This is a genomic window from Streptomyces sp. NRRL S-350 (genome assembly GCF_000719705.1).
Taxonomy (GTDB): Bacteria; Actinomycetota; Actinomycetes; order Streptomycetales; family Streptomycetaceae; genus Kitasatospora.
On record NZ_JOHO01000064.1, the window covers coordinates 18,687 to 33,755 of the forward strand.

General features: G+C 74.5%; 12 protein-coding genes. 9 read left to right on the forward strand and 3 right to left on the reverse strand.

All coding sequences use genetic code 11. The annotated features are described in order from the left end of the window. Nucleotides 1-52 precede the first annotated feature (52 nt). The 9 genes from IF30_RS0134355 (at nucleotide 53) to IF30_RS0134395 (ending at nucleotide 11,841) form a co-directional block, all read left to right on the forward strand. Nucleotides 53-700, forward strand: a complete 648-nt coding sequence (locus IF30_RS0134355) for an NUDIX domain-containing protein (protein ID WP_030245863.1) — start codon at nucleotides 53-55, stop codon at nucleotides 698-700. 246 nt (nucleotides 701-946) lie between these two features. Next, the gene (locus IF30_RS44170) at nucleotides 947-3,184 is read left to right on the forward strand and encodes a tetratricopeptide repeat protein (RefSeq protein ID WP_158835712.1); all 2,238 of its coding nucleotides are present in this window, start codon (nucleotides 947-949) and stop codon (nucleotides 3,182-3,184) included. A gap of 261 nt (nucleotides 3,185-3,445) precedes the next feature. Then, a complete protein-coding gene (gene ald, locus IF30_RS0134365) occupies nucleotides 3,446-4,561 on the forward strand; it encodes an alanine dehydrogenase (protein WP_030245866.1) in 1,116 nt (371 codons plus the stop codon). 425 nt (nucleotides 4,562-4,986) lie between these two features. Beyond that, on the forward strand, nucleotides 4,987-6,054 hold the full coding sequence (locus tag IF30_RS0134370; RefSeq protein WP_030245868.1) for a ParA family protein: 1,068 nt from the start codon (nucleotides 4,987-4,989) through the stop codon (nucleotides 6,052-6,054). Beyond that, nucleotides 6,051-6,647: a hypothetical protein gene (locus tag IF30_RS0134375; RefSeq protein ID WP_030245870.1), complete on the forward strand. Its 597-nt coding sequence runs from the start codon at nucleotides 6,051-6,053 to the stop codon at nucleotides 6,645-6,647. Before IF30_RS0134370 ends, IF30_RS0134375 begins: the two co-directional genes overlap by 4 nt. A 711-nt stretch (nucleotides 6,648-7,358) precedes the next feature. After that, nucleotides 7,359-8,237: a segregation and condensation protein A gene (locus IF30_RS0134380; protein ID WP_051711821.1), complete on the forward strand. Its 879-nt coding sequence runs from the start codon at nucleotides 7,359-7,361 to the stop codon at nucleotides 8,235-8,237. Between the two features lie 293 nt (nucleotides 8,238-8,530). Continuing rightward, on the forward strand, nucleotides 8,531-9,124 hold the full coding sequence (scpB, locus tag IF30_RS44175) for an SMC-Scp complex subunit ScpB (protein ID WP_234322951.1): 594 nt from the start codon (nucleotides 8,531-8,533) through the stop codon (nucleotides 9,122-9,124). 62 nt (nucleotides 9,125-9,186) lie between these two features. Beyond that, nucleotides 9,187-10,503: a pseudouridine synthase gene (locus tag IF30_RS0134390; protein WP_030245876.1), complete on the forward strand. Its 1,317-nt coding sequence runs from the start codon at nucleotides 9,187-9,189 to the stop codon at nucleotides 10,501-10,503. 330 nt (nucleotides 10,504-10,833) lie between these two features. Beyond that, a complete protein-coding gene (locus IF30_RS0134395) occupies nucleotides 10,834-11,841 on the forward strand; it encodes a helix-turn-helix domain-containing protein (RefSeq protein ID WP_158835715.1) in 1,008 nt (335 codons plus the stop codon). A gap of 100 nt (nucleotides 11,842-11,941) precedes the next feature. Here the strand turns inward: IF30_RS0134395 and IF30_RS0134400 are convergent, their stop codons facing one another. The 3 genes from IF30_RS0134400 to IF30_RS42420 form a co-directional block, all read right to left on the reverse strand. Then, the gene (locus IF30_RS0134400) at nucleotides 11,942-12,304 is read right to left on the reverse strand and encodes a DUF952 domain-containing protein (protein WP_030245880.1); all 363 of its coding nucleotides are present in this window, start codon (nucleotides 12,302-12,304) and stop codon (nucleotides 11,942-11,944) included. 90 nt (nucleotides 12,305-12,394) lie between these two features. After that, complete coding sequence (locus IF30_RS0134405) at nucleotides 12,395-13,915, reverse strand: mucoidy inhibitor MuiA family protein (RefSeq protein ID WP_030245881.1); 1,521 nt, start codon at nucleotides 13,913-13,915, stop codon at nucleotides 12,395-12,397. Between the two features lie 203 nt (nucleotides 13,916-14,118). Continuing rightward, nucleotides 14,119-15,069: DUF4139 domain-containing protein (locus tag IF30_RS42420; protein WP_158835718.1), on the reverse strand; the 951-nt coding region annotated here is incomplete at its 5' end.

The following is a 15,069-nucleotide window of genomic DNA, read 5'->3' on the forward strand; positions in this document are numbered from 1 at the left end:
GGGGCCGCCGTCCGGCGTTAGATTGTGTCGTACTGACGAAAAGGGGAGATCGATGGACGAGCAGAGCGACCCGGTGATCGCCGACGTGGCCGAGGAATGGGAGGTCCGGGCCGGCCGAACGCCCTTCCAGGGCAAGGTCACCGGCGTGCGCAGCGAGGAGGTCAAGATGCCCGACGGCAGCTGGGCCCGCCGCGACTACCAGACCCACCCCGGCTCCGTCTCGGTGCTCGCACTCGACGACCGGCAGCGGGTGCTGGTCCTGCGCCAGTACCGCCACCCCGTCCGCCAGCGACTGTGGGAGCTGCCTGCCGGACTGCTCGACGTCCCCGGCGAGAACCCGTGGCACGCCGCCCAGCGCGAGCTGTACGAGGAGGCGCACTGCAAGGCCGGCACCTGGCGCGTCCTCGCCGACTACTACACCTCGCCCGGCGGCACCGACGAGGCGCTGCGGATGTTCCTGGCGACCGACCTCTCGGCGGCCGAAGGCGATCGCTACGCCGCCGAGGGCGAGGAACAGGAGATCGAGGTCGCCTGGGTGCCGGTGCCCGACCTGATCCGGCGCATCCAGGCCGGGCAGCTGCACAACCCGACCCTGATCACCGGCGTCCTCTCCGTCCACGCCGCGCTCACCGGGCCCGACGGGCTCGACGCGCTGCGCCCGGCGGACTCGCCCTGGCCGGCCCGGCCCTTCGAGGCCTGAGCGGCCGCGCCGGTCGATCCCGCCCGCGTGGACCGGCACCCGAGGCGCCCCCGGCCGTCCCGGTTGATTCGCTCGGGTGATTCGCCGGTTCGTACGACCGGATGTCACCTCGGCTGAGCCGGACGGTCGAACTACGCTTCGCAGACGGGGCGCCCCACCCGGGCCGCCCCCGCCGAGCACCGGACGGATCGAGTCCGGATGCCGAGCGTCGGATGCCAACGCGGGATGACATCGGGAGTGGCACGGGTGGCGAGGAAGACGGCGACGATGGACCCCGGCCCCGACGCGCCCGCCGGGGCCGCCCCCGGCCTGGAACGGCTCCCGGCCGGCCCCTCGCTCTTCGTCGGGCGGCGCGCCGAGCTGGCCGCGCTGCGAGCCGCCGCCGCCCGTCCGGCGAACGGCCGCTGCCCGGTCCTGGTACTGGCCGGGCGCCCCGGCTCCGGGAGGACCGCACTGGCCGCCCGTTTCGCCCGTACCGTCGCCGCCGACTATCCGGACGGCGTGCTGTTCGCCCGGCTCTCCGCCCCGGACGGCGGCCGGGTGCCGCCAGGGCGGGCCGCCCGGCTGCTGCTGGAGCAGATCGACCCGGAAGCGGCCGTGCCCCTGCCCGGGGTGGTCGAGGACGGCCGGGACGAGCCCGGCTGCGTCGCGCTGCGCGAGGCGCTGACGGGCCTGCGGGTCCTGCTCGTCCTCGACGACGTGCGGGACGCCGGGCAGGTGTGGCCGCTGCTCGCCGACGAGCCCGGCTGCCTGGTGCTCGCCACCACCGCCGGGCCGCTCACCGGGATCGAGGACATCGACCCGGTGATCCTCGGCGGACTCGACCGGACGGCCTCCGGCGAACTGCTCGCCGACCTGGTCGGCGGCACCCGGATCTCCTGCGACCCGGTCGGGGCGGCCGACCTGGCCGAGGCGTGCGCCGCCCGGCCGGCCACGCTGCGGCTGATGGCGGGATGGCTGCGGGCGAACCCGAAGACCGCGGTGACCGACGCCGCGCGCGAGCTGAACGCGGTGGTGGGGGAGGAGACGGCGTCCGGCGCGGGGGCCGGGGCGGACGCCGAGGAGACGTCGAGGAAGGGGCCGGGGGGCGGGAAGGCGCCAGGGCAGGGGAACGGACAGGGGAACGGACAAGGCAAGGGGACCGGGCAGGGGAAGGGGACCGGGCAGGGGAAGGCGCAGGAGAAGGGGACGGGGGCGGGCGGGGGCGCGGCGAAGGGTGCCTTCCGGGAGGACAGGGAGGAGGCGGCCACTCCCGGCGGCCGTCCGCCGGGCGATCCGGCGGCCTGGGTGAAGCCCGGCCCGGCGCCGGCCGAACCGGTGCCCGTGCCCGACAACGACCCGCTGCTCGGCGCGTTCACCCTGCTGTACCGCGGACTGCCGGCCGCCCAGGCCCGGATGCTGCGCACCCTCACCCTGGCCCCGGCGCAGACCGCCGACCCCCGCACCGCCTCCGCCCTGGTCGGCTGCCCGGTGCCGGACGCGGCCGCGACGCTGGCCGCTCTGGCCGAGCGGGAGCTGCTGGGCGAGGAGGCGCCGGCCTCCGACGGCACCCCGCGCTACCGGGTGCCCGGGCGGCTCTACCCCCGGCTGGTCCGGCTGCGCGAGCAGGAGGACCGGCCTGCCGAGACCGAGCTGGCCCGCGCCCGGCTGCTGGAGCGGCTGGTCCGGCTCACCGAGTCCGCCCGTGCGCTGCTCGACCCGGCGGGCTGCGGTTCGAGTTCCGGTTCGGGGTCTGGCCGTGGCCTTGGCCCTGGCGTCGGGCCCGGCTCCGAATCCGGTTCGGGCGTGGGTGCAGGGCTTGGCCCGGGCGCCGAGCCGCTGCCGGTCGCGCTGCGGCTGCGCTCCGCCGCCCACGCCCGGGAGTGGCTGCTGGGCGAGCGGGAGCTGCTCCTCGGCGCGGTGGCCGACGCGATCGGCCAGGGCGACCTCGACGGCTCGGCCGGGCGGCTCGTCACCGCGCTGCTCCGGGCCCTGCCGCTGACCGGCGCCGCCGCCCCCACCGACCTCTACCGGCTGCACGAACTGGTGCTGACCGTCGCCGAGCGCAACGGCCGGCCCCGTCGGGCCTCCGCCGCGCTGCTCAACCTGGCCGACCTCCAGGCCTCGGCGGGCCGCTGGGAGCAGGCCGCCGCACACTACCGGGCCGCCCTGGAGCACGCCCGGACGGCCGACGACGAACCCCTCTGCGCGCGAGCCCTGGAGGGCGCGGCCGGGTGCCACCGGGCGCTCGGCGACGCGGTGCGCGCCGCCGACTGGTACGGCCGGGCGCTCGGCCTGCGGCAGTCGCTCGGAGACCACGCGGCCGAGGCCCGGCTGCTCTCCCGGGTGGCCGAGGCGCACACCGCGCAGCGCCGCTTCGACGAGGCCGACCGCGAGTACCGGGCGGCCCTCGCGGTACTGCGCAGGCTCGGCGACGAGCGCGGCCGGGAGGCCGTCGGAGCGGCCCTCGCGGACCTGCGGGAACGCGCCGACGCCGGGTGGTGAGGGGCGGTTCGGAGGTATTGTCGAAGATGACCGGTTGCGACGTCATTGGCAGGTAAGTCCCAGGGGAAGCCTACGAACCTGCCAATGCGTGCGGGAAATTTATTCACTTTGGAAGGCTGACACGCCGACTGGGCTTCATTACACTCGGACTCAGTCGCGCAGCGATCCCGGCCCCGGGCTGCCCCGGAGGCTTCCCCACGTGCGCGTCGCCCACCGGTCTTCTCCGGTCGGGACCCCCATGGCAAGAGGACGTGTTTAGCCGTGAAGGTCGGCATCCCCCGCGAGGTCAAGAACCACGAGTACCGCGTGGCCATCACGCCCGCCGGCGTGCATGAGCTGGTCCGCAACGGACACGAGGTCTACATCGAGGACAACGCCGGTCTCGGCTCCTCGATCCCCAACGAGGAGTACGTGGCCGCCGGCGCCACCATCCTCCCCACCGCCGACGAGGTGTGGGCCACCGCCGACCTGCTGCTGAAGGTCAAGGAGCCCATCGCCTCGGAGTACCACCGGCTGCGCAAGGGGCAGACCGTCTTCACGTACCTGCACCTGGCGGCCGACCGGGCCGGTACCGACGCGCTGATCGCCTCCGGCACCACCGCCATCGCGTACGAGACCGTGCAGCTCGCCAACGGCGCGCTGCCGCTGCTCGCCCCGATGTCCGAGGTCGCGGGCCGCCTGGCCCCGCAGGTCGGCTCGTACCACCTGATGCGTCCGGCCGGCGGCCGCGGCGTCCTGCCCGGCGGCGTGCCCGGCACCCACCCGGCCAAGGCCGTCGTCATCGGCGGTGGCGTCTCCGGCTGGCACGCGGCCACCATCGCCATCGGCATGGGCTACGACGTGACCCTGCTGGACCGCGACATCAACAAGCTGCGCGAGGCCGACCGGATCTTCGGCACGAAGATCAAGGCCATCATGTCCAACTCCTTCGAGCTGGAGAAGGCCGTCCTGGAGGCCGACCTGGTCATCGGCGCCGTGCTGATCCCGGGCGCCAAGGCCCCGAAGCTGGTCACCAACGAGCTGGTCTCCCGCATGAAGCCGGGCTCCGTGCTGGTCGACATCGCCATCGACCAGGGCGGCTGCTTCGAGGACTCGCACGCGACCACGCACGACGACCCGACCTTCCAGGTCCACAACTCGGTCTTCTACTGCGTGGCCAACATGCCGGGCGCCGTCCCGAACACCTCCACCTACGCGCTGACCAACGCCACGCTGCCGTACGTCATCGAACTGGCGAACCGCGGTTGGAAGGAGGCGCTGCGCCGTGACCAGGCGCTCGCCAAGGGCCTGAACGTGCACGAGGGCCAGATCACCTTCCCGGCCGTGGCCGAGGCCTTCGGCCTGGAGTCGGTCTCGCTGGAGAGCGTGCTCGCCTGAACCCCCTGACCGCTCGGCGGTCGTTCGCCCCCGACCCGATCACCTCGGGCCGGGGGCTTCGCCGTGCCCGTGAACGGCGGGTGGACCGGGCGGGTCGCTCTGTCGTCAATTCCTGTCGGTCGCGTCACCCGCCCGCAGAAACGGCGGGGTCAGTGACCCACTCATCCCTTGACAGCAGCCCGCCTGATAGTCGACACATCCTGCCCACTACCGTGGATTGTGTTGCTGCGAACGCCTTGAACGGCCTAGAGTCGCAAACCGTCGGCATGCCGCCACGCTGACGAATCGACATACAGTCCTGGATCCCCAAGGAGGTAAGACGACTTGTGAATGAGTCGACAATTGCTCCCGGGGGTGGTCAGCCAGGACTGGCGCAGTACTCCGCCGGCCAGCCGAGTGAGGAGTCCGGGGCCCGGCAGCCCTCCGTGGGCTCGGCCGAGGTCGGCTCGGTCGCACTCCGTACTTTCGAAGCACGCCAGAACACAGCACAGGTGACCACGGTGACCGATCACGACGCCGACTTGGCGGCCTACGGCCTGGCCTACGGCGAGTTCGCCTACGGCGCCTACGACGACCCGGACGCCGAGTACGAGCCGGACCCGGAGTACGCCGCCACCCTGGCCCCCGACGCCGCCCGGCAGCGCCGCGAGCGGGTCGGCCCGACCGGCCGCCCGCTGCCGTACTTCCCGATCCCCGCGCCCGTCGCCGAACACGGCCCGGCCCAGATCATCGCCATGTGCAACCAGAAGGGCGGCGTCGGCAAGACCACGTCGACCATCAACCTGGGCGCGGCACTGGCCGAATACGGCCGCCGGGTGCTGCTCGTCGACTTCGACCCGCAGGGCGCGCTCTCGGTCGGCCTCGGCGTCAACCCGATGGAGCTCGACGTCACCGTCTACAACCTGCTCATGGAGCGGGGCCTGACGGCCGATGAGGTGCTGCTCAAGACGGCCGTGCCGGGCATGGACCTGCTGCCGTCCAACATCGACCTCTCCGCCGCCGAGGTGCAGCTGGTCAGCGAGGTGGCCCGGGAGTCCGCGCTGGCGCGCGCCCTGAAGCCGCTGCTGCCCGACTACGACTACGTCATCATCGACTGCCAGCCCTCCCTGGGCCTGCTGACGGTCAATGCGCTGACGGCCGCTCACAGCGTCATCGTTCCGCTGGAGTGCGAGTTCTTCGCACTGCGCGGCGTCGCGCTGCTGACCGAGACCATCGAGAAGGTGTGCGAACGGCTCAACCCCGAGCTGCGGCTGGATGGCATCCTCGCGACCATGTACGACTCGCGCACCGTGCACAGCCGTGAGGTGCTGGCGCGGGTCGTCGAGGCGTTCGGTGAGCACGTCTTCCACACCGTCATCGGGCGGACCGTGCGCTTCCCGGAGACCACCGTCGCCGGCGAGCCCATCACCACGTACGCCACCAACTCGGTCGGCGCCGCCGCCTACCGCCAGCTCGCCAGGGAGGTGCTCGACCGGTGCCGCCCCGCCGAGTGAGTCTCCCGGGTGCCGACGAGCTGTTCCGGACCACCGGCGGGATGGCGCTGTCGCCCTCCCTCGCGCCGCGTCCGGCCGCCGAGGCATCCAGACCGGAGACCGCGCGGACCGTCAACGGCTCGGACGGTGCCGAGGGGGCCGAGTCCGCCCACGGCGCTCAGGGATCCCAGGGCGCCCAGGGTGGCCAGGGGGCGCAGGACGGCGGCCGGCAGCCGATGCCGGAGCAGCAGCCCACCGCCGTCGTGCCGGCGCCCGCGCAGGCACCCGGCGGCCGAGGCGCCGTCGTCGCCCCGGCGGCTCGGGCACACGCCGGTGCCGCCGAGGAGCAGACCGGTGCGGCCGGGCGCGCGCGGCCGCGCGGCCGGGCACCGCGCCGGCCCAGCGGGCGCGAGCGGCACGACGAGAAGATCACCGTGTACGTGTCCGCCGAGGAGCTCATGGACCTGGAGCACACCCGGCTGGTGCTGCGCGGCGAGCACGGACTGGCCGTGGACCGCGGGCGGATCGTCCGGGAGGCCATCGCGGTCGTCCTGGCGGACCTGGAGCAGCGCGGCGAGGCCTCCATCCTGGTGCGGCGCCTGCGCGGGCGGTAGGCCGGCGCGGCGGGGCGGCCCGTCCGTAGGCGGCCTGCGGGGTGAACGCCTGCGGCGTGGACGGCCTGCGGGGTGAACGACCTGCGGGGTGAACGCCTGCGGCGTGGACGGCCTGCGGGGTGAACGACCTGCGGGGTGGGCGGATGAGCGGCCTGCGTCGGGGGCGTCAGCCGGGAGCCATGAGCCGGGCTCACGGGGGCGGGGCTCCGCTGACGGCATCGGTCTCGCGCCGAGGACGCCGAGGGTGCCGAGGACTATGAGTCGCGCTCATGGGCCGGGGTTCCGGGCGTGGGTTCGGGCTCGCGGGTCGGGCGGTTCGGCTGGGTCGGGTGGGTCGGGCGGTTCGGCTGGCGTTCGGCTGGCAGAGGTCATGAGCGAGGCTCATGGCGGCGAACCCTGTCCCCGGCTGGTGGGCATCGTCGGACACCGAGGGTATGAAGTGCACTCATGAGGGCGGCGCCTCGGACGCGGATGCATCGGGGCGACGGACGGCCGGGGGCGGCGGGTTGGGCCCAGGGGGCCGTGACGGCCGCTGGAGGGCCGTTCCTGGGGCCGCGGAGCCCGGAACCGGGCCCCGGGGCGTCGAGGGCGGCCACGCGACGTCTCCGGGCCGTTGGTGGGCGCGGGGGGCCGACCGCTGTGCTCGGCGGGCGGCGTGTCGGCAGCCCCCGGGGCGGGGTGGTGGCGGGCGCCGGGTGAAGATGGACCGTCATGCCGAGCACCACCGAACCGACTGCCACCGCCGAGAGCGCGACCGAGGACGAGTCGCGGGGCGGCTTCCGGGTGCGGCTGGACAACTTCGAGGGCCCGTTCGACCTGCTGCTCAGCCTGATCGCCAAACACCGGATGGACGTCACCGAGGTGGCGCTGGCCACCGTCACGGACGAGTTCATGGCGCACATCCGGGCGATGGGCCCGGACTGGGACCTGGACGCCGCGACCGAGTTCCTGGTGGTGGCCGCCACCCTGCTGGACCTCAAGGCCGCCCGGCTGCTGCCCGCCGCGGAGGTCGAGGACCACGAGGACCTGGCCCTGCTGGAGGCCCGTGACCTGCTGTTCGCCCGGCTACTGCAGTACCGGGCGTACAAGAGGGCGGCGGCGCTGTTCGGCGAACGCTGGGCCGCAGAGCTGCTGCGGCGGCCCCGGACGGTCGGGCTGGAGCCCCGGCACGCGGAGCTGTTGCCCGAGGTGGTCATCACGATCGGTCCGCAGCGGCTGGCGGAACTGGCGGCCAAGGCGATGGAGCCCAAGCCGAAGCCGGTCGTGTACGTGGACCACATCCACACCCCGCCGGTCAGCGTGCGCGAGCAGGCCGGGCTGGTGGTCGGGCTGCTCACCGAGCTGGGCGAGGCGTCGTTCCGGCGGCTGGTCGAGGACGCACCCGACACCCTGGTCGTGGTCGCCCGCTTCCTGGCGCTGCTGGAGCTGTACCGGGAGCGGGTGCTCGCCTTCGAGCAGCCGGAGGCGCTGGGCGAGCTGCGGGTGCGCTGGGTGGCCGAGGAGGGCCGGGTCGCGGTCGAGGTGACGGACGAGTTCGACCGGCCGGCGGGAGAGCCCGCGGGCGACGCGGAGGAGGGCGGGCGGCGATGAGCGGCGGGAACGAGGCCGGGCGGCCGGTGCGGCGCCCACTGGGGCTGCCCGGGCAGCCGCGGGCCGAGGAGTGGCTGGAGCCGGCCTTCGTGCTGCTGCCGGACCCGGCGGCGCCGGTGATGCCGGTGCTGCCGGTGACGCCGGTGGACCCGCGGGAGGCGGAGGGCCCGGTCGAGCCGGCGGCTCGGGCCGAGCCGGAGGCCCGGGTGGTGCACCAGAAGTCGGCTCCGTCGACTTCCGGCGCCGAGGAACCGGCCGGCCCCGGGCTGCGGGCCGAACTGGAGGCGGTCCTGATGGTCGTCGACGAACCGGTGCCGGAGGAACGGTTGGCCGGCGTTCTGGAGCGTCCCCGGACCGAGGTGGCCGCGGTGCTGCGCGAGCTGTCCGCCGAGTACACCGCCCAGGGGCGAGGCTTCGACCTGCGGCTGGTGGCCGGCGGCTGGCGTTTCTACAGCCGGGAGACCTGCTCCGGGGCCGTCGACCGCTTCCTGCTGGACGGCCAGCAGGCCCGCCTCACCCAGGCCGCGCTGGAGACCCTGGCGGTGGTCGCCTACCGGCAGCCGGTGTCCAGATCGCGGGTTTCCGCCGTCCGCGGTGTGAACTGTGACGGCGTGATGCGTACCCTGGTACAGCGAGGACTGGTGGAAGAGGCCGGATCCGAGCCCGAAACAGGTGCGATCCTGTATCGGACGACGAACTACTTCCTGGAACGGATGGGGCTCCGCGGCCTGGATGAGCTGCCGGAGCTCGCTCCCTTCCTGCCCGAGGTCGACGACGTGGAAGCGGAGTCCCTGGAGGGCACGATGATCGCGGAGGCGGTCGCCGCCGCTGCCGCGCAGGCCGCGGACGGCAGTGGCGAGGCCGGTCGGGCCGGGCCCGATCGGTAGGGGGCGGTGAGGTCGGCCGAAACGACCGCACATCCCAGACGGAACGACGTACGGACACTTTGATGCGTAGCAGTGGCAACGGCAGGAACAGCAGCGGCGGCGGGAGCGGTCGCGGCGGACAGGGCGGGGGCCGGGGCGGCGGCTCCTACGGCGGCGGCAGCGGCGGCGGTCGCGGCGGCTCCGGAGCGCGCGGGGGTTCGTACGGCGGCGGCTCCTACGGGGGCGGCGGCGGTGGCGGTCGTGGCGGTTCGGGCCCGAGCGCGGGCTCGCGCGGCGGCTCCGGTTCGTTCGGGCGCGACAACCGCCGGGACGACCGGCGCGACGACCGGCGTGATGACCGCCGTGACGACCGGCGTGATGACCGCCGTGACGACCGGCGTGACGACCGCCGCTACCCGGACCGCCCGCTGCGGCCCGAGGAGCGCAGGTACGACCGCCCCGAGTTCGGCGGCGGCCCCAACGCCACCCCCGCCCGCGGCGGCTACTCCGGTCGACGCCCCAGCCCGGCTCCGCGTCCGCGCCGCGAGGGCCAGGGCGCCCCGGGCGACCCGCGCCGCCAGCCGCAGCGTTCGCGCGAGCTGCAGGCCAAGATCGAGGACGCCGTCCTCGCCCGGCACGACAAGCCGGCCGTCAAGCTGCCCAAGACCTTCGGCGAGCCCGAGGGCGAGCGTCTGCAGAAGGTGCTGGCCCGGGCCGGCATCGGCAGCCGCCGCGCCTGCGAGGAGCTGATCGAGCAGGGCCGGGTCGAGGTCAACGGCAAGCGCGTCACCGAGCAGGGCAAGCGGGTCGACCCGCAGAACGACGAGATCAAGGTGGACGGCCTGACCGTCGCCACCCAGTCCTACCTGTTCTTCGCGCTGAACAAGCCGGCCGGCGTGGTCTCCACCATGGAGGACCCGGACGGGCGCCAGTGCCTCGGCGACTACGTGACCAACCGGGAGACCCGGCTGTTCCACGTCGGCCGCCTGGACACCGAGACCGAGGGCATCATCCTGCTCACCAACCACGGCGAGCTGGCCCACCGCCTCACCCACCCGCGCTACGGCGTGACCAAGACCTACCTGGCCGCCATCCAGGGCCCGATCCCGCGTGACCTGGGCAAGCGGCTGGCCCAGGGCGTGGAGCTGGAGGACGGCTACGCGCGTGCCGACAGCTTCAAGGTGATCTCCAACGTCGGCAAGAACTACCTGGTCGAGGTGACCCTGCACGAGGGTCGCAAGCACATCGTCCGCCGGATGCTGGCCGAGGCCGGCTTCCCGGTCGAGAAGCTGGTCCGCACCCACTTCGGCCCGATCGCCCTGGGCGACCAGAAGTCCGGCTGGCTGCGCCGCCTGACCAACCCCGAGGTCGGCCAGCTGATGCGTGAGGTCGGCCTGTAGGCCGTCCGGCCTCCTGCCTCCCGAGGGGCCCCCGGTCGCGGTGCTGCGGCCGGGGGCCCCTCGTCGTGCGTGCGCGGGCCCGCGCCTGCGCGGGGGTGGATGGACGGGGGCGGCTGCGCGGGGGCGGCTGTGCGGCCCGTGGATGTGCGGGGCGGGTTGTGAGGGTTGTGCGGGTCGTGTGAGCCGGGACGCAACCGCTGGTCACGGCCTTGTCATCGTCATGATCCGTGGCTGAGGATGGCCACCGGGCCACCATCCCGCCGCGTGGCGGGACTGCGCCAGGACGGGCGTCGTGGGGGCGGATCAGGGCGAACAGGGGGAGAGGGCGTCGTGTCCGATGCACCACTGGGGCGGGCCGGCGGACAGGCCCTCGGCGCACTCGGGATGGCCGAGCCGGACGGCCGGGTCTACGCGGCCCTGGTGGCCAGTCCGCAGTCCACCGCGGAGGAGCTGGCCGAGAGCTGCGGTCTGACGCTCCAGCAGAGCGTGCGCGCGCTGGACCGGTTGTCCCAGCAGGGCATGGCGACCCGGGCGCCGGTGGACCGGCACCGTTTCCTGCCGGTCGCCCCGGATGTCGCGATCGGCACCCTGATCGGCCACCGGGAGGCCGAACTGCGGCACGCCCGGGCCGAGATGCACCGGCTGATGGACGCCTTCCGGGAGGCCTCCCGCTACACCGACCCGGCGCACTCGGTGGAGGTGCTGACCGGCGGCGAGGCGATCGCCCAGCGGCTGGAGCACATCACCGAGACCAGCCAGTACCAGGTGCGCGGCTTCGACCGCCCGCCGTACATCCAGGACCCGGTGGCGCCGATGCCGCAGCAGCGGCACCGGCTGCGCGACGGCGTGAAGTTCCGGACGGTCTACGACCGGGAGGCGGTGGCCTGGCCCGGGCGGCTGGAACGGAACATCCTGGTCGGCGTCGCGGACGGCGAGGAGGCGCGGGTCCGGCCCACGCTGCCGATGAAGATGATCATCTCGGACGACCGGATGGCGATCATCCCGATCAGCGTCGGCGACAGCGTGCTGGACGCCGCGTACGTGATCCACCCCTCGGCGCTGCTCCAGGCGTTGGACACGCTCTTCGAGGCGGAGTGGGAGCGCGCCGTCCAACTGCAGGCCGCGATCGGCACCGGGGACGCCTCCCTGGAGCCGGAGGCCGACCACCGCAAGCTGCTCGGCCTGCTGGCGGCCGGGCTCACCGACGAGTCGATCGCCCGCTCCCTGGGCTGGAGCGCCCGGACCACCCAGCGGCGGCTGCAGAGCCTGATGCGCTCCTTGGGCGCCACCACCCGCTTCCAGGCCGGAATGGCGGCCCGGGAGCGGGGGTGGCTGTAGGCGGCTGGGGGCGCTGCGGGGGCGCCGGAGGCTGCGGGGGTGCGGGCGCTGCGGAGGCCCCGGGGCGCTGCGGGGGGCTGCGGGCGGGAAGGCCCGGGAGTCAGCTCCAGGGCGTGAGGGACGCCCAGCGGCCGTCCGGGCCGCGCTCGACCTTCTGCAGGCCGACCACGGCGGAGCGGTTCAGCCGCCCGTAGATGTGCGGGAACAGCACGTCGGGGGTGGCCCCGGGCGGCGGGGCGCCGTGCGGGGCCTCCCACTTGACCATCGGTTCCACCAGTGACTCCTCGATCAGCAGCACCATCAGGGGCTCGGGGATGTCGGCGTAGAAGGCGTTGGCCACCGCGAGCGCCGTCTGCTCGTCCGCCGAGCAGTGGATGAACCCGTCGGTGAGCAGCGAGGCGGTGGCGTACGGGCGGCCGGGGTCGGCCAACCAGTCGTCCAGGGGTGCGAGGTGGAGGATCATGTTTCCTTTTCTACCCGTTGTCTCCGGTTTGGTACTGAGGGGCCGTCACCGGCAGGCGGTCGGCGGGTCGGGCTGCGCAGTCCCGAGCCGTCAGAGGCCGGCCACCTTGGCGGAGGCGGAGACCTCGTACACCAGGGTGAGGGTGCGACGGGCGCCCGGGCCGAGCGGGACGTCCCAGCGGACGATGCCCTCGGCGTCGAAGGAATCCGGCGCCGGGGAGCACTCCTCCTTCCGCAGCCGCACCTCGACCGCCGACACCTCGGAGACCGGCACCCGCTCGCGGACCGTGACGATCCGCTCGTCGCGCTCCTCCGGGCCGGAGAAGCGCGACAGGTGCAGGCGCACCGTGCGGGTGGTGGTCTGGCGGCCGGAGAGCCCTGCGGTGGCCTGGCGCTCCTCGGTCTCGCGGACCACCCGGTAGCCGTCCGAGCTGCCGAAGGACAACTCGGCGTCGGCACCGGCGGCCGTGAAGCGCAGCTCGCCGCGGCCGGTGAAGCCGCTGCCGCGGACCAGCTCGACCGGCCCGGCCAGCAGCGGGTGCCCGGCCACGTTGCGGAACCGGACCACCTGGAAGACCAGCGGGGACAGCTCCGGGGCGCACGCGTACTCGCCGACCGCAGGGGCGGTGAAGGCGCCCAGCGGCACCCGGTGCGCCCGGCCGTCGGAGGGCACGGTCGCGGGGGCGGGCGCGGGCAGCACCCGGACCTCCCCGCCGTCGTCCACGCCCGGGACCTCGGCAGACGGGCCCACGCTGCTGATCGCCTCCTCGCGCAGCTCCACCTCGACCGTGCGGCGCTCCTCGTCGGTGCGCTCGCGCAGCGTCAGCACGTCCTCCGTGACGGCCGGCGGGTCGGTGGCGAGGGCGGAGCGGGCGGTGGAGAAGGTGAGCCGGACGTCCGCCCAGTCCTCGCCGGTGCGCTGCCAGACGACCGCCTCCGACTCCAGGTGCAGGCTGCCGCCGGACAGGGTCGCCCGGTAGGACGGGCGCCAGAGCGCGCAGGGCACCAAGTGGGAGACCGTCAGCTCGGCCGGGCCGGACCGCGCCGCCTCGACGGTGAGCTCCAGGTGGGCGGTCAGCTCCGCAGGGTCCTCCTCGGCCTCGTCCAGGGCGGTGAGTGCCTGAGAGCGCTCCTGCTCCAAGCGGCGAAGCCGGGAGTGGGTGGCACGCAGCTCCTCGCCGTAGCGCTCGCGCTCGGCGTCCACCCGGGCCAGCTCGCGGGCCCAGCGGGTCCGTTCGAGCTCGCCGACGCCGGCGCCCTCGCCGATCTCCCGCAGCAGGTCGGCGGAGAGCTGCGCGAGGAGGGCCAGCCGGGCCTCCAGCCGGGCGCGGGTCTGGTCGGCCAAGCGGCTCTCGCCGTCCAGCCGGTGCAGCCGGTGACGCAGCTCGGAGTCGTCCGGGCCGGGGGGCAGCGGCGCGCGGGGCGCCCAGCTGCGGACCAGCCGGGCGTCCAGCACACGGACGCCGGGGGTGGCGGACTCGGCGCGCAGGGTGCGGTCGACCGCGAGGGCGGTGAGCGGGCCGAGGCGCAGCCGCCGGACGCCTGCGGGGAGGTCGACCGTCGTCGTGCGCTCGACCTGACTGCGGTCCTCCAGGCAGGTGACGGCGGTCACGGGGAGGGGGCGGGTTCCTCCGGCGTCGCCGGTCCTTCCGGTTCCCGCGGACTCGTTGGTTCGCGCCGGTTCGTTGGTTCGCGCGGGTTCGCTGGTTCCTGCGGGTTCGTTGGTTCGCGCGGGTTCGCCGGCTTTTGCGGGTTCGCTGGTTCCCAAGGGCCGGCCGGCTTCCGCGGCTGCCCCGGTCGTGTCTCCGATCATGGTCAGTTCCTCCGGTTTCCGCCGACGATGGCCTTTCCGGCCGGGATCTTGATCAGGTAGCCGCCGTCCAGCTCGATGCGGCCACCGGGCGGCAGGTCGACCCGCCAGAGCCGGGTGCTGGGCGGGCACTCCGGCGTGGAGACGGCCGGCGCGCGCCAGTCGGCCCGCTCCTCGATCCGGATCTCGGCGTCGGAGGCGACCGGCACGCGCTCCCGGACCTCCACCGTGACGGCGCGGCCGAGCCGGTTGGCCAGCTGGACGTGCACCCGGTGGTCGAGCACGGTGCTGTTGCCCTTCAGCATGCCCGTGGCGGACTCGCGCAGCTCGGTGCGGCGCGCCACCTCGACGCTCTCGGCGACACCGATGCCCAGGCGCCGGGTGCCGCCGGGCGCCAGCGTGGGCAGGGCGGCGGTGAGCAGGAACTCGTCGTCCACGGTGACCTCCACCGGCCCGGCGAGGACGGCGCGGTCGGTGCGGTTGGCGAGCACCAGGGTCGCGTACACCTTCTCCTCGACGGCGGGGACGGTGACGTACTCGGGTAGGGCGGAGAGCGGGATCTCGTCCACGGTGACGGTGTGCCAGGTGCCGTCGGACGGGATGTCCGCAGGGGCGGCCGCGTCGAAGCGGTGGTCGAAGGAGCCGGCCGACTCGCGGGGCGGGACGGCGTGGCGGGGAAGGGCGAGGCGGCGGATCTGCTCGCCCGGACTGCCGCCCGGCAGCGTCCAGGACAGCTCCTCGCGTTCGAGGCGCTCGGGGCGCGGGTGCAGGGTGCCCCGGCGGCCGGCGGGCTCGTCGGGGCCGGCCAGGACGAGGTCGGGGTAGTCGAGCAGGGTGGCGTCCGGGGCGGAGCCGGTGGCGGGGGGCGGGAGGGGGAGTGCCGGGCGGCCGTCGCCGCGCCGGGACCGGCGGGCCCCTCGGGCCTCCTCCGGGGGGAGGCCGCCGGGGGCCTGCGG

Excerpts from the sequence above, each read along its gene's own strand:
- IF30_RS0134400 (WP_030245880.1), bottom strand. The coding sequence starts at position 12,304 with ATGATCCTCCACCTCGCACCCCTGGACGACTGGTTGGCCGACCCCGGC.
- IF30_RS0134355 (WP_030245863.1), top strand. The coding sequence starts at position 53 with ATGGACGAGCAGAGCGACCCGGTGATCGCCGACGTGGCCGAGGAATGG.
- scpB (WP_234322951.1), top strand. The coding sequence starts at position 8,531 with ATGGTCGTCGACGAACCGGTGCCGGAGGAACGGTTGGCCGGCGTTCTG.
- IF30_RS0134380 (WP_051711821.1), top strand. The coding sequence starts at position 7,359 with ATGCCGAGCACCACCGAACCGACTGCCACCGCCGAGAGCGCGACCGAG.
- IF30_RS0134390 (WP_030245876.1), top strand. The coding sequence starts at position 9,187 with ATGCGTAGCAGTGGCAACGGCAGGAACAGCAGCGGCGGCGGGAGCGGT.